At 68.3% G+C, this 17560-nt stretch carries 13 protein-coding genes and 1 pseudogene; 4 read left to right on the forward strand and 10 right to left on the reverse strand.

All coding sequences use genetic code 11. The features are described 5' to 3' along the window. Positions 1-67: 67 nt before the first annotated feature. Positions 68-1078: a glucokinase gene (locus ACE3OU_RS13265; RefSeq protein ID WP_374242029.1), complete on the reverse strand. Its 1011-nt coding sequence runs from the start codon at positions 1076-1078 to the stop codon at positions 68-70. 174 nt (positions 1079-1252) lie between these two features. Here ACE3OU_RS13265 and ACE3OU_RS13270 point away from each other — a divergent pair, with 174 nt between their 5' ends. Then, on the forward strand, positions 1253-2860 hold the full coding sequence (locus ACE3OU_RS13270) for an alpha-glucosidase (RefSeq protein ID WP_374242057.1): 1608 nt from the start codon (positions 1253-1255) through the stop codon (positions 2858-2860). A gap of 114 nt (positions 2861-2974) precedes the next feature. On the opposite strand, the gene ACE3OU_RS13275 is transcribed toward ACE3OU_RS13270, so the two are convergent. After that, the gene (locus ACE3OU_RS13275) at positions 2975-3262 is read right to left on the reverse strand and encodes a DUF1330 domain-containing protein (protein ID WP_374242030.1); all 288 of its coding nucleotides are present in this window, start codon (positions 3260-3262) and stop codon (positions 2975-2977) included. Between the two features lie 175 nt (positions 3263-3437). Continuing rightward, positions 3438-5216: a methyl-accepting chemotaxis protein gene (locus ACE3OU_RS13280; protein ID WP_374242031.1), complete on the reverse strand. Its 1779-nt coding sequence runs from the start codon at positions 5214-5216 to the stop codon at positions 3438-3440. A 178-nt stretch (positions 5217-5394) separates the two neighbouring features. Here ACE3OU_RS13280 and ACE3OU_RS13285 point away from each other — a divergent pair, with 178 nt between their 5' ends. Together ACE3OU_RS13285 and ACE3OU_RS13290 are read left to right on the forward strand one after the other, a co-directional pair. Then, positions 5395-6699 (forward strand): hypothetical protein, encoded by a 1305-nt coding sequence (locus ACE3OU_RS13285; RefSeq protein WP_374242032.1) that lies wholly within the window; start codon positions 5395-5397, stop codon positions 6697-6699. Continuing rightward, positions 6692-8545, forward strand: a complete 1854-nt coding sequence (locus ACE3OU_RS13290) for a tetratricopeptide repeat protein (RefSeq protein ID WP_374242033.1) — start codon at positions 6692-6694, stop codon at positions 8543-8545. Before ACE3OU_RS13285 ends, ACE3OU_RS13290 begins: the two co-directional genes overlap by 8 nt. A gap of 84 nt (positions 8546-8629) precedes the next feature. Here the strand turns inward: ACE3OU_RS13290 and ACE3OU_RS13295 are convergent, their stop codons facing one another. The 6 genes and pseudogenes from ACE3OU_RS13295 to ACE3OU_RS13320 form a co-directional block, all read right to left on the reverse strand. Then, complete coding sequence (locus tag ACE3OU_RS13295; protein ID WP_374242058.1) at positions 8630-9331, reverse strand: ABC transporter ATP-binding protein; 702 nt, start codon at positions 9329-9331, stop codon at positions 8630-8632. Between the two features lie 204 nt (positions 9332-9535). Beyond that, a pseudogene (locus tag ACE3OU_RS13300) lies at positions 9536-9922 on the reverse strand (hemerythrin domain-containing protein); the annotation flags it as partial. A 16-nt stretch (positions 9923-9938) separates the two neighbouring features. After that, a complete protein-coding gene (locus ACE3OU_RS13305; protein ID WP_374242034.1) occupies positions 9939-10700 on the reverse strand; it encodes an ABC transporter ATP-binding protein in 762 nt (253 codons plus the stop codon). A gap of 1 nt (position 10701) precedes the next feature. Further along, positions 10702-11634 carry a branched-chain amino acid ABC transporter permease gene (locus tag ACE3OU_RS13310; protein WP_374242035.1) on the reverse strand — a complete coding sequence of 311 codons (933 nt, stop codon included), beginning with the start codon at positions 11632-11634 and terminating at the stop codon, positions 10702-10704. A gap of 2 nt (positions 11635-11636) precedes the next feature. Next, positions 11637-12512 (reverse strand): branched-chain amino acid ABC transporter permease, encoded by an 876-nt coding sequence (locus ACE3OU_RS13315; protein WP_374242036.1) that lies wholly within the window; start codon positions 12510-12512, stop codon positions 11637-11639. A 368-nt stretch (positions 12513-12880) separates the two neighbouring features. After that, positions 12881-13684, reverse strand: coding sequence for an IclR family transcriptional regulator (locus ACE3OU_RS13320; RefSeq protein ID WP_374242037.1), 804 nt, complete (start codon positions 13682-13684; stop codon positions 12881-12883). A gap of 114 nt (positions 13685-13798) precedes the next feature. Here ACE3OU_RS13320 and paaY point away from each other — a divergent pair, with 114 nt between their 5' ends. Then, positions 13799-14413: a phenylacetic acid degradation protein PaaY gene (gene paaY / locus ACE3OU_RS13325; RefSeq protein ID WP_374242038.1), complete on the forward strand. Its 615-nt coding sequence runs from the start codon at positions 13799-13801 to the stop codon at positions 14411-14413. 261 nt (positions 14414-14674) lie between these two features. On the opposite strand, the gene ACE3OU_RS13330 is transcribed toward paaY, so the two are convergent. Beyond that, a complete protein-coding gene (locus ACE3OU_RS13330; protein ID WP_374242039.1) occupies positions 14675-17260 on the reverse strand; it encodes a penicillin acylase family protein in 2586 nt (861 codons plus the stop codon). Positions 17261-17560 lie beyond the last annotated feature (300 nt).

Genomic DNA, 17560 nt, shown 5'->3' on the forward strand with positions numbered 1-17560 from the left:
GCGAGTTCGGCGGGGGCGATCCGGCCGCTTTCGGCGGGGGTGGCGTCGTGGTCTGGCTTGGCGTGGGTCACGGGAGGGGCCTCGGTGGATGCGCGGCCGGCGCCGGGGGGGCGCGATCGAGGGCTTCGCTGGCGCCGCTGAGGGCAGCATAGGGTGCCCGGATGACATGGGTGGGAATCGTCGCCAGCCAGCCCGAGAAACGTCCCTTGGCTTCGAAGCGTTGCCGGAAACCCGAGCGGGCAAAGAACGCCCCCAGCGCCGGCACGATGCCGCCGCCCACATAAACGCCGCCGCGGGCGCCCAGGGTGAGGGCGAGGTCGGCCGCCACGGTGCCAAGGAGCGCACAGAACACCGCCAGCGCCTCGACGCAGTGGGGGCAGGCGCCGGCCAGCGCGCGGGCGCTGACCGCGTGGCTGGGGAGCGGCGCGGGCGGGGCGCCGTCGAGCTGGCGGATCGCGTCGTGGAGGGCGGCGAGGCCCGGCCCCGACAGGGCCCGCTCGGCGGACACATGGCCGAAGCGGGCGGCCAGCACCGCGATGATCGCCGCCTCGCGGGCGGTGCTGGCGGCGAGGGTGACATGGCCGCCTTCGCCGGCGAGGGGCTGCCAGCCGCCGCCGCAGGGGATCAGCCCCGACACGCCGAGGCCGGTGCCGGGGCCGAGCAGCGCGATCGGCTGGCCGGCCTGGGCGAGGCCGCCGCCGATGGGCTCGAGGTCGTCGCCCCGCAGCCCCGGCAGGGCCAGCGCCAGCGCGGTGAAGTCGTTGATGAAGACGAGGCGTTCCAGCCCCAGGGCCTGCCGCAGGGCCTCGATGGAGAAGGCCCAGGGGTGGTTGGTCATGCGCACGGCGTCGCCGTCGAGGGGGGTCGCGATGCCGAAGGCGGCCACCGGCGGAAGGGCCAGCCCCTCGGCGGCGAGGTAGTGGCGGATCGCCGCCTCGGGCCCGGGGAAGTCGGCGCAGGCATGGCGGCGGATCCGCGCCGGTGCCGCTCCCGGCGCGGCGACCACGGCGAACCGGATGTGGGTCCCGCCGATGTCGCCCACCAGGCGCGGAAAGTTTGCGGACGCAGTGCTCTGCATGATCGGTAGCCGCGCGGCGCTGGCCTGCGGGCTGCGCTGCGGCTTGGTGTATGGTGTTGTCAAACGACAACGGTAACAGCAAAGATGATGAGCACCTCGACCGATTCTGTCCAGCGCTTCCGTCACGCCTGGTGGAAGGAGGTGGTGGCCTACCAGATCTATCCGCGCAGCTTCATGGATTCCAACGGCGACGGGATCGGCGACCTGCCGGGCATCCTGGCGCGGCTCGACTACCTGCAATGGCTGGGCGTCGACGTGATCTGGATCTGCCCCATCTACCGCTCGCCCAACGACGACAACGGCTACGACGTGAGCGATTACCGGGAGATCATGGCCGAGTTCGGCGCCATGGCCGATTTCGACCGCCTGCTCGCCGAGGCGCACCGCCGCGGCCTGCGGGTGATCCTCGACCTGGTGCTCAACCACACCAGCGACGAGCACGCCTGGTTCATCGAGTCCCGCACCGGCCCCGATGGCCCCCGGCGTGACTGGTACATCTGGAGGGATGGCAAGGACGGCGGCCCGCCCAACAACTGGGAGAGCATCTTCGGCGGCCCGGCCTGGGAGCTCGACGCGGCCAGCGGGCAATACTTCCTGCACCTTTTTTCCCGTCGCCAGCCGGATCTAAACTGGGAATGCGCGCCGATGCGCGCGGCGCTCTTCGAGATGGTGCGCTGGTGGCTCGACAAGGGCATCGACGGCTTCCGCCTCGACGCGGTGAGCCACATCCGCAAGGCCCCCGGCCTGCCCGACATGCCCAACCCGAAGGGCCTGGCCCAGGTGCCATGCTTCCCGCTGCACATGAACGTGGACGGCGTGCTCGGCCACCTGGACGAGTTGTGCGAGCACACCTTCCGCCACTACGACGTGATGACTGTCGGTGAGGCCAACGGCGTCGGCCCCGAGGAGGCCGTGGAATGGGTGGGCGAGGGGCGCGGGCGGCTCGACATGATCTTCCAGTTCGAGCACCTCGCCCTGTGGTCGCGCAACCCCCGCGGCGGGCTCGACGTGCCGGGCCTCAAGCGCGTCTTCGGCGCCTGGCAGAAGGCCCTCGCCGGGCGCGGCTGGAACGCGCTGTTCATCGAGAACCACGACATCCCGCGGGCGGTGTCGCTATGGGGCGACGTGGAACACCACTGGCGCGAGAGCGCCACGGCGCTGGCCACCGTTTACTTTTTGCTGCAGGGCACGCCCTTCATCTACCAGGGGCAGGAGATCGGGATGACCAACACGGTGTTCGAAGGCATCGCCGACTTCGACGACGTGCTGGCCCGTAACCGCTGGCACGAGCGCCTCGCCACCGGGGAGGAGGAGGCCGACGTGCTCGCCGACCTCGCCATCACCGCCCGCGACAACGCCCGCACCCCGATGCAGTGGAGCGCCGCCCCCGGCGCCGGCTTCACCACCGGCCGGCCGTGGCTGAAGCCCAACCCCAACCATACGCGCATCAACGTCGAAGCCCAGCAGGCCGACCCGGACTCGGTGCTCAGCCATTACCGCCGCCTGATCGCCCTGCGCCGGGCCGAGCGGGTGCTCATCGAAGGGGGCTATCACCCGCTGATGGGCAGCCACCGGCAGATCTACGCCTACTGCCGCGGCGAGGGCCCGGGGCGGCTGGTGGTGATCGCCAACCTCGGCGCCCGGCCCGCGCGCTACTGCCACGCGGGGCTGATGCTGGCCCATGATGCCCTGCTGCTCGCCAACCTGAAGGTCGAGCCCCATCCCCCGCGGGACAGCCTGCTGTTGCGGCCCTACGAAGCGCGGGTGTATCGCGTGGCGTGACGGCGCGGATGGCTGGGCGTGCGACCCGCCCGGCGACGAGAGGGCTGGGGGCGGGCGGTTTCGTGTTTCAGGGCGGAGTGTCGCCGCGCGACGGACGCCGCCGCCCGGGAAGCGTCAGCCTTCGTAGGCCGTCAGCACCACGTCGGCCGCGGCGTCCCGCAGGGGGATCAGGGCCTGATAGGCGGGCGACTCAAACCATCCCTTGAGCGCCTCGGGGCCCGGAAAGCGCAGCACCACCACCGCGGGGTGGGGGCAGCTTCCGGAGAGGGCGGCGATCTGCTTGCCCCGCAGCACCGGCTCGCACCCCCAGGGGCCGAAGGTCTCCGGAACCCGCTGCTGGTATTCCGCCCATTTTTCGGCGTCTTTGACGCTGACCTGCCCGACCACGTAAGCAAAACCCATCTCGTGCTCCCTGTGAAATTCGTCCGATCCAGCCCCGGGCGCGGCGGCTGTGCCGCCCGTCGCCCCGCTTGCCTGGCCCCCTGCCCGCAACGCCCTGGCTGCGGGGATTCTCCACGAACGAAGACGGCCGGGTCAAACCGGATGGCAGGCGCCCGGCGTGCCCGCTGCCGACGCCTCAGCGCGCGGTGCCGGCCACCAGGTGCGGCCTGACCACGCCCACCGGCGTGCCCCCGTCCACCCGGAACCGGCTCACCACCCGCACCAGGGCGCTGGCCTGTTCCTCGAGGGATTCCGCGGCGGCGGCGGCCTCTTCGACGAGGGCCGCGTTCTGCTGCGTGACCTCGTCCATCTGGCCGACGGCGGTGGTGATCTGCTCGATGCCCTGGGACTGCTCGCGGCTGGCGCCGGAGATCTCGCTGACCAGGCTGGAGACCTCCTGGAAACTGGCCACCAGGGTCTCCATCGTGGTGCCGGCCTCGTTCACCTGGGAGGCGCCGGCCTCGATGGTGCGCACCGAGCTGCCGATGAGGGCCTTGATCTCCTGGGCGGCCTGGGCCGAGCGCTGGGCGAGGTTGCGCACCTCGGTGGCGACCACCGCGAAGCCGCGCCCCTGCTCGCCGGCCCGGGCGGCCTCGACCGCCGCGTTGAGGGCCAGGATGTTGGTCTGGAAGGCGATCGAGTCGATCACCCCGATGATGTCGCTGATCTTGCTGGAGCGCTCCTGGATCTCGTTCATCGTGGCGACCACCTGCCGCACCACGGTGCTGCCGCGCATCACGTCTTCGTGGGAGCGGGTGGCCAGCGCGTTGGCCTGGCGCGCGTTGTCGGCGTTCTGGCGCACGGTGGCGTTGAGCTGCTCCATCGAGCTGGCGGTCTCTTCGAGGCTGCTGGCCTGCTCCTCGGTGCGCGCCGACAGATCGGCGTTCCCCTTGGCGATCTCCTGGGCGCCCAGCAGCACCTCGTTGGACGAGGCCTTGATCTGGCGCACGATCTGCACCATCGAATCGAGCAGCGAATTGACGCCTTCCGAGAGGGATTCGAGCATGCCCGACTTGCCGGCAAGGGAGATCTGGCGGGTCAGGTCGCCGGCGACGGCGGCGCTCACCACCGACAGGGTTTCCTCGACGGTCTGGCGCAGGGCTTCTTCCTCCTCGACCTGACGCGTGATGTCGGCGGCGTACTTGACGATCTTGCAGGGGCGCCCGTTCAGGTCGAGGATGGGGTTGTAGCTGGCCTGGATCCACACCTCGCGGCCGTCCCTGGCGATGCGCCGGTAGCGCCCGGTGTCGTACTCGCCGCGCCCCAGCTTGTCCCAGAAGACCTGGTAGTCGGCGCTCGCCACGTCGGCCGGGGCGATGAAGATCGAATGATGGCGCCCGACCACCTCGGCCAGGCTGTAACCCAGCACCTTCAGGAAGTTGTCGTTGGCGGTCAGCACCTTGCCGTCGAGCCCGAACTCGATGATCGCCTGGGACTTGCCGATGGCCGCCATCTGGCCCTCGAAGTCGGCGGTGCGCTGCTTGTCGGTGGTGATGTCGGTGGCGTACTTGACCACCTTGAAGGGCGTGCCGGCGGTGTCGATGATGGGGTTGTAGGCGGCCTGCAGCCACACCTCCCGGCCGTGCTTGCCGAGGCGCTTGAACTGCCCGGCCTGCGGCGTGCCGCCCGCCAGCTTGCGCCAGAAGTCGCGGTAGGCTTCGCCACCCACGTCGGCCGGCGGCATGAAGATCGAGTGATGGCGGCCGACGATCTCGCCCAGCTCGTAGCCCACCGCCTTCAGGAAGTTCTGGTTGGCGGTCAGGATGTTGCCGTCGAGGTCGAACTCGATCACCGCCTGGGTCTTGTCGATGGCGGCCAGCTGGCCCTTGAGGTTGGCCAGTTCCAGGGCGCTGATCGCAACCTCGTCGCCGTCGGTCGCCGCCGAGCCGCCAAACCACTTGCCGAATACGCTCACGATGTCATTCCTTGGATTTGGTACATTTCGTTCCCTGTGCTAACGGTTCGCGGGCCGCAGACTTGAACGGGGGGAGGCGGGTGGCAGCTTCTGCGGGCGGGCTGCCCGCTACGAGTTGTTTGCCTATCGGCCTCTTGCCCCTAAAATCATGCTCTGACCAACCTTGCCGTGACCCGCCATGTCCGCAGCCGACCTGCTCAAGGATTTCTTCAATGCCCTGCCCGAGAGCGCCCAAGGGGGTGCCGACGTCAGCGGCGTTTATGTAAATCGTTCTCCCGACGACGAGCACGACCCCGTTGCCAACCTCAAGCAATACATCCAGTGGGAGCCGCGGACGGGGGGCTGTTATCTGTTCAGCGGCCTGCGCGGTGCGGGCAAGACCACCGAACTCAATCGCCTGGTCGCCGAGTTGCGGCAGGACGGCATCGCGGCCTATTACTGCGATGCAAGCACCTACCTCAACCTCAACGACCCCCAGCTGAGCCTGGCGGAGTTGTTAATGACGGCACTGGCCGGGCTGGCCGACGCCGTGCGGCAGGAACTGGGCCAGGACAAGCTGAACGATTCCATCTGGCAGCGCACGAAGCGCCTCTTCCAATCGAAGGTGGAGCTCAAACCCAAGCTCATCGCTCCCCTCGGCGACTCGGGGGCCTCGCTCGAAGTCGAGGCCACGCTTCAGGAAAACCCGGATTTTCGCAAGGAGCTGATCAGCTTTGCCCAGTCCTCGTCGGCATTCTTCGATGAGGCGGCAAAGTTTGCGGACGAGGTCGCAGCCACTATCCGTCGCCACACTCGACGCGAAAAGATCGTGCTGGTGGTGGACTCCCTGGAGCGTATTTCCGCGCCCTCCGGCGACGAGGCCAAGCTGTTCAACAGCCTGAAGGAGGTGTTCTTCAACGAGCCCACCCGCCTGCAGTTCGCGTCGCTGTTCGTGGTGTACTCCGCGCCGCCTTATCTCCATGCGGTGTTGCCGGGGGTCAGCAATGGCTTCTCGCAGGCAGTGGCCCTGCCCAATTTCAAGGTGATCCAGCGCGACGGTAGCCGCAACGAGGACGGCATCGGCAGGATGCGCGAGATTGTTGACCGTCGCTTTCCGCAATGGCCGCAGATCCTCGACGAGACCGTGATGAACCATCTGGCCTGGATGTCGGGGGGCAATGTGCGGCGTTTCTTCAACCTGCTGCGCACCCTGGCCCGCAAGGCAGCCTTGAGCAGGGTGGCCTTGCCGATCACGGCGGTGGACGCCCCGAGCGTCATTCATGCCCTGGCCGAAGCCGCCCAGCCGCTGCAATGGCTCACCGGCCCCGATCGGGAATGGCTCAAGCGTTTCATGGACAACGGTGACAATCCGTCCGGCCATATCAAGGACCTGGCCGCCGATCTGCCGCCCATCATCCGCCTCTTCGATCACTCCCTGGTGCTCGACTACCAGAACGGCAGCCCCTGGTATCAGGTGCCGCCGCTGGTGCGTCAACATGTCTGAAAGCCCCGTCCAGGCTGATTTCGAGAGCATCTGGAGCGAGATCAAGCTGCTGCTGGACTGGAACCAGGGTTTCGGCTTTTACCTCGTTTTTGGCGACGACCATCGGGTGTCCCGACGCCTTCAGCAGCGTATCGAGGACGCCACCCGCCTGCGCAGCCACCTCTTGCAGCGGGTCCGCCCCGAGGCCGCCGAGGCGGCGGTGGAGGTAGTGCTCAAGGCGGCTTTCCCCGAGGGGGAGGACCGCCGCTTTCACGACTGGCGTGCGCCCCTGTGGATCGATCTGACCACTGGGCCCGACGATCAGGCCTGGGAGGCGGCACGCCAGCAGACCCTCGCTGCCCTCAACCGCAGTCGCAGCGCCCTCGAGAGGGGTTGCCCCCGGCCACTCTTCCTGCAGTTGCCGGAGGCTATGGCCCCGGCCGTGGTCACCTGGGCCCCTGATCTGTGGAGTATCAGGCAGTTCGTGGCGGTGCTGCCTCATGATGATCGGATTTATGTGCCGGCCGAGGCAATCGATGTGAAGACCTTTCGCGAAGAAGCGGTGGAAAGTTCGCTGAAGGCGGAGCGTTTCCATCAGGAGGGGGCACTACTGTCCGCGCTAGAGTCGGCACGAGAGGTGGTCGAACGTTTTCGGGTGCTGCGCGCAAGTGTTGGCGATACGCCCCAGACGCTGCGCGATCTTTCCGTGAGCCTTGAAAGGCTCGGCGATGTTGAACTCGATGCGGGTAATCTTCTGGCCGCGACCGCGGCCTACCGTGAATGTCTGGAACTCGACAGGCTGCGGCGGATGAGGCAGGGTGATACGCCCCAGGTTTTGCGAGATCTTTCGATTAGCCTTCAAAAGCTCGGTGATGTCCAGTGCGAAGCGGGCAACCTTTCAGTAGCGACAGAGGCTTATCGTGAAAGCCTGGAACTCTGCAGACGACTGCGGACAAGCCTGGGCGAGATCCCCCAGGCGCTGCGCGATCTCTCCATCAGTCTCCACAAGTTCGGCGATGTCGAGCGTGAGGTGGGCAATCTCCCGGCGGCTAGGGCGGCTTATCGAGAGAGTCTGGAGCTCATTAGGCAACTGCGAGTAAGCCTGGGTGACACGCCCCAGGCGCTGCGCGACCTCTCCATCAGTCTCGACATGTTTGGCGATGTCGAGCGCGAGGCGGGTAATTTCCCGGCCGCCGCGGCGGCTTATCGGGAGAGTCTGGAACTCCGTCGACAACTGCGGGCGAGCCTCGGCGATACCCCCCAGACGCTGCGCGATCTCTCCGTCAGTCTCGACCGGCTCGGCGACGTCGAGCGTCAGGCGCACCATCTCCCGTCAGCCACGGTGGCTTACTGTGAGAGTCTGGAACTTAGCAGGCAATTACGAGCGAGTCTGGGTGATACGCCCCAGGTTCTACGCGATGTTTCCGTCAGCCTCAACAAACTCGGTAATGTCGAGCGTGATGTGGGTAATTTATCGTCAGCCGCAGCGGCTTATCGGGAGAGTCTCCAACTCGACAGACAATTGCGGGCCAGTCTGGGTGATTTGCCCCACGTGCTGCGCTATCTCTCAATAAATCTAAACACGCTCGGCGACTTCGAGCGCGAGGCGGGTAATTTCCCGGCCGCCGCGGCGGCTTATCGGGAGAGTCTGGAACTCCGTCGACAACTGCGGGCGAGCCTCGGCGATACCCCCCAGACGCTGCGCGATCTCTCCATCAGTCTCGACCGGCTCGGCGATGTGGAAGCCGAGATGGGCAATCCTGCCGGTGCCGAGGCGGCCCGTCTCGAGCGCCAGGAGCTTCTTGCGCAGCTCGAGCGGGTTTCGACCGAGCCACCTCCGGCGCCGGACATCGGTCAATCGCCATAGCGCCTCGCCCCCGACAGCCTCCGCTGCCCAAGGCGAGGCGGGCGCCTGGTGGGCCCTGACCATCGATCCGGCCAGCGCCCCGCATCACATGCCCAGATACGCCGCCCGCACCTGCTCGTCCTCGATCAGCTCGCGGCCGGTGCCGGTGAGGGTGATGCTGCCCGTCTCGAGCACATAGCCCCGGTCGGCGATGGCCAGCGCGGAGAAGGCGTTCTGTTCGGCGAGGATGATCGACATGCCCTGGGCCTTGAGGGCCTTGACCACGTTGAAGACTTCCTCCACCAGCAGCGGGGCGAGGCCCATCGACGGCTCGTCGAGCAGCAGCAGCTTGGGGCGGCCCATCAGCGCGCGGCCGATGGCGAGCATCTGCTGCTGGCCGCCGGAGAGGGTGCCGGCGGGGAGCTTGCGCTTCTCCTTGAGGATGGGGAACATCGCGTAGATTTTTTCGAGGTCGCCTTCCACCTGGCCCTTGGGCTGGGTGTAGGCGCCCAGGCGCAGGTTGTCCTCGATGGACAGCGGGCCGAACACCTGGCGGCCTTCGGGTGACTGGCAGATGCCACGGCGCATGCGCATGTCGGCGCGGAGCCTGGAGAAGTCCTCGCCGTCGAAGGTGATCCGCCCGCCCATCGGCTGCACGCCGGAGAGGCTGCGCAGGAAGGTGGTCTTGCCGGCGCCGTTGGCGCCCACCAGGGCCACCGTCTCGCCGCGCCGCACCTCGAGGGAGATGCCCTTGAGGGCCTTGATGCGGCCGTAGCTGCTCTCCAGCCCCTCCACCTTCAGCAGCACCTCGCCGACGGTGGAGCTGGGCAGGGCGCCGGCGCTGTGGGCGCCGAGGCCTACGGAGTCCGGCGCCAGGCTGGCGACCCGGTGGAATAGCTCGCGGAAGCCGGCCTGGGCCTGGGCCCCGAACACCGGGTCGGCGTTGTCGAGGAAGGCGGCGTCGATCTCCTGCCAGTCGGCGGCGGTGAGGGCTGCCCTGGCGAGGGGGAAGACCTCGGTTTCCTCGACGCGGATGTGCTCCTCGGCGGCCTTGATGTAGGCGCGCAGGCCCTTCGCCAGCTGGGCCACCGGGGCGCCCGCGGCGAGCAGGTCGCGCAGGGCCTTGAGGTTGCCCGGGGCGTTGCGGTGGTCGGCCTGCAGGCGGTCGAGCACGGCGGCGGCCTCGGGGCTGCGCTGGCGCAGCAGGCGGAACAGGTAGTCGTCTTCCTTGGGGTGGTGGAAGTTGTCGACGAACTGCTCGAAGTAGTCGAACACCGAGCCGAGGAAGGCCGCGTCGGCCTTGCCGGCGGCCTCCATGTCGCCGATGACGCGCTCGACGGTGGTGGCCACGCGCCAGAGGTTGCGGTGCTCGTCCTTGATGATGCGGAGTGCTTCCATCTTGTTGTCCTCGGTCTCAGGCGTGGGCGCCCAGGTAGGCGGCGATCACGTCCGGGTTGCGGCGGATCTCTTCGCCGGTGCCCTCGGCGAGCTTCTTGCCGTAGTCGAGCACCAGGATGCGGTCGGAAAGGTTCATCACCATCTTCATGTCGTGCTCGACGAGCACGACGGTGATGCCCGAGTCGGCTACCTTGCGGACGAGGTGGTCCACCTCGATGGTCTCCTTGGGGTTGAGGCCGGCGGCCGGCTCGTCGAGGAAGATCACGCGGGGCTTCATGGCCAGCGCGCGGGCGATCTCGAGGCGCTTGAGGGCGCCGTAGGGCATCGAGTCGGCGCGGGCTTCGACATACTTGTCGAGGCCGACGAAGTCCATCAGCTCGGCGGCCTCGGCGCGCAGCTCGGCGTCGCGGCGGGTGAGGGAGGGCAGGCGCAGCGCGGCCTTGATGAGGTTGCGGTCGAGGCGCAGGTGGGCGCCCACCATGACGTTCTCGATGGCGCTCATGTTCATGCAGATCTGCAGGTTCTGGAAGGTACGCGCCATGCCGCGGCGGGCCAGCTCGTCGGGCGACTTGCCGCCGATGGATTCGCCGTCGAGGCGGATCTCGCCGCTGGTGGGCTTGTAAACCCCGGTGATGAGGTTGAACAGCGTGGTCTTGCCGGCGCCGTTGGGGCCGATCACCGAATAGACGATGCCCGGGTCGATGGAGAAGCTCACTTCCTGCACGGCCTTCACGCCGCCGAAGTGGATGGAGAGATTGCTGACGTCGAGCAGCGACATGTTATTCAGCCTTTCCAAACTTGGCTGCCAGCGTCGGGACGAGGCCCTTGGGCAGGAAGATCATGCACACCATCAGGATGCCGCCGAAGGCGACCGTCTCCCAGCCCTCGAAGGTGGCCAGTGCCTGGGGCAGGGCGGTGAGCAGCACCGCGCCGATCAGCGAGCCATACACCGAGGCCATGCCGCCGATGACGACCATCGTGACGAGCTCGATGGAGTGGAAGAAATCGGCCAGGTTGGGGGTCACGAAGCCGACGTAGTGGGCGGTGACGCTGCCCATCAGGCTGGCGAACACCGCCGACATCACGAAGATCGCGACCTTGTAGCGGACCACGTCGACGCCCACCACCCGCGAGGCGACCTCGGAGCCGTGCAGCGCGCGCAGGGCGCGGCCGAAGGGCGAGTCGATGAGGTTGAGGGAGGCCCACACGCTCACCGTGAGCAGCGCGGCGACCACCCAGTACCACTGCTTGTCGCTGGTCAGCTCGAAGCCGAACAGGCCGAAGGCCGGTACCGGCATGCCGTCGGGGCCGCCCGTCCATTGGGCCTCGTTGCGCACCGCGATGCTGATGATGATGCCGAGGCCGAGGGTGGCCATCGCCAGGTAGTTGCCCTTCAGCTTGAAGATCGGTCGGGCCACCACGGCCGCCAGCACGCCGGTGGCGACGGCGCCAGCCAGCATCGCCAGCACCGGGTTCCAGCCGAAGTGGGTGGGCAGCACCGCCGAGGCGTAGGCGCCAATGCCGAGGAAGCCGGCGTGGCCGAGGCTGATCTGGCCGGCGAAGCCGATCAGCAGGTTGAGGCCGAGGACGATGACCGCGTTGATCGCCATGCGGATCGCCAGGTCGACGTAGAAGCTGTTGGGCAGCACGAAGGGCAGCACGGCCAGCACTGCGATGACGATGTAGAGGCCGAAATAAGCGCGCTTGTGCATGGTCACACCCGGTCCGTCACCTTCGCGCCGAACAGGCCGCGCGGCATGAAGAAGAGAATGAAGAGGATCAGCACGAAGGGGATGGCGTCCTTGTAGGCCGACGACAGGTAGCCGGCGCCCATCGCCTCGAGCACGCCCACCAGCAGGCCGCCCACCACCGCGCCGAGGCCGTTGCCGAGCCCGCCGAGCACCGCCGCGACGAAGCCCTTCAGGCCGAGCATGATCCCCACGTCGTAGGAGGTGAGGGTGATCGGGGTGATCAGGATGCCCCCCAGGGCGCCCAGGGCCGCCGACATCGCGAAGCTCATGAACAGCACGCCGTTGGTGTTGATGCCCACCAGCTCGGCCGCCGTGCGGTTGAAGGAGGTGGCCAGCATCGCCTTGCCGGTGAGGGTGCGGTTGAAGAAGTACCACAGCAGCACCACGACCACCGCGGTGACACCCAGCACCCACAGGCTCTGGGGCATCAGGGTGGCGCCGAGGATCTCGATCGGCGCATCGCCGGAGAAGGCCGGCAGGCTGTGGGTGCCCTTGCCGAGGAAGACCTGGACCAGGCCGCGGATCACCAGCGAGGCGCCGATGGTGATGATGATCAGGGTCACCGTCTCGGCGCCCTTGACCGGCTCGATGGCGAGCTTCTCGATCAGCACGCCGACCACCGCCGGCACCAGCACCGCCAGCAGCAGCGCCGCCGGCAGCGGCAGCCCGGCCTGGGTGAACATCACCGCCAGCATGCCGCCGAGCATGATGAACTCGCCCTGGGCGAAGTTGATGACGTTGCTGGCGTTGTAGATCAGCGTGAAGCCGAGCGCGGCCAGCGCGTAGGTGGCGCCGACGGTGACGCCGGAGAACAGGAACTGCAGCAGTTGGGCCAGCATCACGCGGCTCCCGTTCGGACGTAAGGGGTGCGATGGTTCATCGTGTCTCCTGTCGATTGAGCGATCGGATGGGAGGGACGGGCGGCGCCGGCCCCAGAAGAACTCCCGCCGCAGCGCCGGGGCATGGCGGAGGGAGTTCTGTATTTTGTAATTTATTCCGCAATTAGAAATGATACAAAAAATCTAGTCAAGACAATCTTGTGTATCGAATTGCGGGTTTTAGCGAACCCTCGGCCGGCGCCCGGGGGAGGGCGTGGAGGGCGCTGAAGCACGGGGGATGCCGGGCCGGGGAGGGCGGCCGGACAGGCGCGGGGGCGCGATACGCCGCCCGCCGGGGAGGCGCCGGCGGCGTATCGGGTGGCGACCCCTCAGGAGGGGGCGTTGGCGTCGCGGGTGGAGCCGAGGCGCAGCGAGAGGGCGTCGGCGGCGGCCCGCAGGCGGGCCAGGGTGGCGCTGTCGGGGCCCATGTCGATGGCGCCTTCGACGCCCACGATCACCAGCGCCATCGTGAGGTCGTTCTTGAAGTTGAAGACCGGCGCGGCGGCGGCCTCGACGCCGCGGAAGAGGTATTCGTCGCCGGTGATCACCGCGATGCCCCGTTCGCGCACGCCGGCCAGCAGGGCCTCGGCGTCGTCCATGGTGGTGACGCCGGGGGGCAGGTTCTTGCGCTGCTCCACCTCGCGCCTGACGATGGCGCGGGTGGCGTTGGGCAGCCACGCGGCGAACACCCGGCCGGCGGCCGAGCTGAGCACGCCGAGGGTGGTGCCGGTGACCACGTTGACGGTGATCGGCCGGCGCGGGCGCTCCCAGCGCACGATGACCGGGCCGTTGTCGCCCCACACCGCCAGCGCCGTGGTCTCGTTGATCTCGTCCCGCAGCTCGGAGATCGCCGCCAGCCCGAGGCGGATGCGGTCGAGGCGGTCGATGGCGACCAGGCCGATGTTGAGGGCGAAGGGCCCGAGGTTGTAGCGCGAGGTGAGCGGGTCCTGTTCGACCAAGCCGCTGCGGATCAGGCTGACGAGATAGCGGTGGGCCTTGGACGGGGGCATGTCGGCGGCGGCGGCGATGTCCTTGAGCATCATCGAGCGCTGGCCGAAGACCATCGCCTTGAGAATGCCCATGCCCACCTCGAGGGACTGGACGCCGTGTTTTCCTTCCAGCTCTTCGCTCATGGTTGGGAATCCGGTTGTTGGGTTGAATGAGTGTTCAAAGGGGGTGACGGAAGTGATTACGCAATGGTAAATTGATTTTAGTATAAGAAATCAAAACCCGAGGAGACACTTTTCATGAGCAAGCTGCGCGTGTATGCCATCGATGGCATCGTTCCGGTGGTCGACCCCAGTGCCTATGTGCACCCCAGCGCCGTGCTGATCGGCGACGTGATCGTCGGCCCCGACTGCTACGTGGGCCCCTGCGCGAGCCTGCGCGGGGACTTCGGCCGCCTGATCCTCGAGCGCGGCGTGAACGTGCAGGATACCTGCGTGATGCACGGCTTCCCAGGCACCGACACGGTGATCGAGGAGGACGGCCACATCGGCCACGGGGCGGTGCTCCACGGCTGCCGCATCGGCCGCAACGCCCTGGTCGGGATGAACGCGGTGATCATGGACAACGCGGTGGTGGGCGAGGCGTCCATCGTGGCGGCGGCGGCCTTCGTGAAGGCCGGGATGGAGATCCCGCCGCGCGTGCTGGTCGCCGGGATGCCCGCCAAGGTGGTGCGCGAGCTCTCCGACGAGGAGATCCGCTGGAAGACCGACGGCACCCGCACCTACCAGGATCTTACCCTGCGCTGCCTCGCCACGATGACCGAGACCGATCCGCTCACCGCCATCGAGCCCGATCGCAAGCGCATCCACATGCCCGACGTGGTGCCGCTGGTGGCGCTGAAGAAGCGGGACTGAGCCCGGAGACGGCCGCCGCGACGCCCGCCGGCGGCCCGCGTCGGCCTGTCCGGGCGCGACACCGCGCGGCCGGAGCCGGCGGAGGCCACCGTCCGGGTGGATCGCCCTTCACTCTCACGAGCGGCGTATCCCGCACGCTGCTGCGGCGTTCACGGCAGGACGATATGCGACCGGCCTCCCCGTGGAGGCCGGTTCTCTTTGGTGGAGCAGCACCCCGGCGGCGTGGTTGCAGCCGGCGCCCGCCGAGCCGGCCGCCCGCCTTCAGCGCCCCTGGCGCGGCGCCACGGTCAGTCGTTCGATGCGCGTCGTGCCCTTCACGATCTCGCTCCGCGTGCCCAGCACCGGCTTGTTCCTGTACTGGTCGTAGAGCGCCATCTGGTCCAGGTAGTGGGGGCCGGTGCTGCCGTCCGGCGCCACGAAGCCGTCCTGCCCGGGCGCCGCCACGTCCCAGCTCCGCACGCCACGCCTGCCCAGCACCGTCAGGTTGTTCTCGGTGCCCCGGTTCATCGCCACGTGGGAGAACTGGACTTCCGCCTCGCCGGCCTGGGGCACGCCGAAGAAGTTGCTGGTGAAGAACTTGTTCTTCGCCACCGGCGCCAGCCAGCCCGCCATGTCGGGGCCGAAGCGCTGGGTGAGGGCGGTGTCGGCCTCGGCGAGGGCCTTCAGCGCCGCCTCGCCGAAAGTGCGCCCCTTCAGGAAGTCGTGGCGCATCGCCTCGCCGGCTTGCCCGGCACGCAGGATGCGGTAGAGCACCTTGACGCCCGGCTGGACGTTCACCGAGCCGGCCGGGGGCGCTTCGGCGGTGGGGTAGCCGGCGCTGAGGTAGAACCTGGCGAAATCGACCGGCAGGTCGGCAGCGACGGTGTCGCGCAGGATCGCCGCAAACCACGCCGGCAGGATCGCCGAGGCCGGGCTGTCGTAGCGGCCGTCCCGGTTGGCGTCGTCGTGCAGGCCGTCCCAGCCCGCCAGCAGCCCGACCATCTGGCGGCGGCGGTCGTCGTCGGGCAGGCCGGCGACGGCTTTCTCGAGGGCCGGCAGGAAGTAGCGCACATTCACGTCGGCCAGGCTGGTCGGCTTGAGCAGGGCCCACATGGCGTCGGCGTCGAGGCGCGGGTGGGCGGCGAGGCGCCTCTCGAGTTCGTTGAGGCGGTCCGCCGCGCCCCACGACAGCCACAGCATGTCGGGGTTGGGGTAGCCCTTCATCGGCGAGTTGTTCCAGTTCACCAGATAGCCGGTGTCGGGGTTGTAGACCTGCGGGTTGCTGCGGAAGGGCAGCAGCCCCTTCCAGTCCATCTCGCCGGTGCCCGGCACCGGCAGGCGCAGGTCGTGGCCGGCCCGGCGCTCGGGGTACTTGCCGGTGTGCACGTAGCCGATGTTGCCGCGCCGGTCCGTGTAGTACCAGTTGATGGTGAGCGCGTTGCGCTCGGCCTGGCCCAGCCAGCCTTTCCAGTCGGTGGCCTGGGCCTGGCGCACCCAGCCGAACAGGGAGTCCAGCTCGCGGCCGCTCCAGGTGCGCGCCTTGGCGTAGGCCACGCCGGCCGCCTCGTCGCGCTTGACCACCAGGCCATGCACGGTGCGGTACACGTCGAGGGTCTCGGCGGGCGCGTCCTTCACGCCGATCGTCTCGCTGCGCTGCTCCATCCGCTTCCACTCGCCCTGGTGGAAGTAGTGGGTCGGATCGGCGGGGTCGAGCTTTTCGGCGAAGATGTCCACCCCGTCGCCGAAGCCCGCGGTGGCGCCCCAGCCGATCCTGCCGTTGTGGCCGAACAGGATGCAGGGGTAGGCGAAGGGCGTGTTGCCGACGACGTCGAAGCCGGCGCCGTGGAGGCCGATACCGAAGGTGTAGGCCGGCGCGAACCAGCCGAACTGGGGGCCGTTGAGGAGGATTGCGTTGGCGCCGGCGGCCCGCTTCTTTCCGACGATCCACATGTTGCTGGCGGCGGGAAACCCCGCCTGGCCGGTCATCCCGAAGGCTTCGAGTTGGGCCAGCAGCGCGTCCTGGTGGGCGTTCTGGGGGCCATCGAGCAACGCGCCGTCGGCGTTCCGGGCCAGGCGGGCGAGGCTCGGCGGCGTGTCGCGGTAGTCCGGCAGGGTGTAGGCGACGCGGCCCTCGGCGCTCACCGGCACGCTGTAGCGGCCGGCGCTGGCGGGCACGGTGGTCGGCGCGTCGGGGTCGACCACCCACTTGAGGTCGTCGAAGATCGCCTGGCCGCCCGCCGCGCCGTGCTTGTCCTTGAGGGCGGTGAGGAGGCCGAGGTTGTCGATCTCGGTGTTGAAGTCGGAGAAGCGGTTGGCCATCGTGCCGACGAAGATCATCACCACGTCGAAGGCCGTCCACGGTTCGGGCTTGAAGCCGAGGTCGATGAACTGCTTGGGCATCAGCTTGCCCGGCTCGGCGTGCACCCGGTCGAGCCAGGCGTTCATGCCCGCGGCGTAGCCTTCGAGGATGTCCCGGTCGGCCTTGGGCAGCGCGGCGATCTGGTCGTGGATGGATTGCGGCCAATAGTTGGCGCGGATGCCCTTGTCGAAGGCGACGAACTTGCGCCCGAGCACTTCCGCCACCCGGCCCTGGGTGCTGCGCCGCGCCATTTCCATCTGGAACAGGCGATCCTGGGCGACCACGTAGCCGTAGCCGTAGAACAGCCCGAAGGGGGTGCTGGCATGGACATGGGGCATGCCGTAGCCGTCGCGCCGGATCTCGACGCTCTCCATGGGGGCGACGGCCTGGGCTGCGGGGGCGCCCTGGGGCGTACGGGCCGCGGCGGGTGGTGCCACGGTCAGCAGCAGGGCCCCGAGGGCGGCGGTGAATGCGGCGGTTCGCGGGTTTGGAAAACGGGATCGGGTCACGGCGTGTCTCCTCGGCCTTGTCTGGATGGTGTTTGTTTTTAGAGGAATTAGTTACGGATAATAAAATTCACGTTTCCATGCGTCCAATGCAAAACATTGCCGCTGCCGATAACCGAAGGTAATCGGCGGAAAGGAGGATCCGGTTGCCGGGGAGGAGGCTGTTGCCGTCGGGTGCGTCTGCGCGGGGAAGTGGCGAGGATGCGGCGGGGAGGGCGGCCGGCCCGCTCCGGGAGGGGTGCGGGGGCACGGGCCGGTGCGGTCTGGCCCTGCGGCCGATGGGTGGGGGGAAGGATCGGGCCG

The organism is Zoogloea sp., assembly GCF_041908905.1.
GTDB lineage: Bacteria > Pseudomonadota > Gammaproteobacteria > Burkholderiales > Rhodocyclaceae > Zoogloea.

Excerpts from the sequence above, each read along its gene's own strand:
- ACE3OU_RS13275 (WP_374242030.1), bottom strand. The coding sequence starts at position 3,262 with ATGGGTTTTGCTTACGTGGTCGGGCAGGTCAGCGTCAAAGACGCCGAA.
- ACE3OU_RS13310 (WP_374242035.1), bottom strand. The coding sequence starts at position 11,634 with ATGCACAAGCGCGCTTATTTCGGCCTCTACATCGTCATCGCAGTGCTG.
- ACE3OU_RS13315 (WP_374242036.1), bottom strand. The coding sequence starts at position 12,512 with ATGCTGGCCCAACTGCTGCAGTTCCTGTTCTCCGGCGTCACCGTCGGC.
- paaY (WP_374242038.1), top strand. The coding sequence starts at position 13,799 with ATGAGCAAGCTGCGCGTGTATGCCATCGATGGCATCGTTCCGGTGGTC.
- ACE3OU_RS13320 (WP_374242037.1), bottom strand. The coding sequence starts at position 13,684 with ATGAGCGAAGAGCTGGAAGGAAAACACGGCGTCCAGTCCCTCGAGGTG.
- ACE3OU_RS13285 (WP_374242032.1), top strand. The coding sequence starts at position 5,395 with ATGTCCGCAGCCGACCTGCTCAAGGATTTCTTCAATGCCCTGCCCGAG.
- ACE3OU_RS13305 (WP_374242034.1), bottom strand. The coding sequence starts at position 10,700 with ATGTCGCTGCTCGACGTCAGCAATCTCTCCATCCACTTCGGCGGCGTG.
- ACE3OU_RS13265 (WP_374242029.1), bottom strand. The coding sequence starts at position 1,078 with ATGCAGAGCACTGCGTCCGCAAACTTTCCGCGCCTGGTGGGCGACATC.
- ACE3OU_RS13290 (WP_374242033.1), top strand. The coding sequence starts at position 6,692 with ATGTCTGAAAGCCCCGTCCAGGCTGATTTCGAGAGCATCTGGAGCGAG.
- ACE3OU_RS13270 (WP_374242057.1), top strand. The coding sequence starts at position 1,253 with ATGGATTCCAACGGCGACGGGATCGGCGACCTGCCGGGCATCCTGGCG.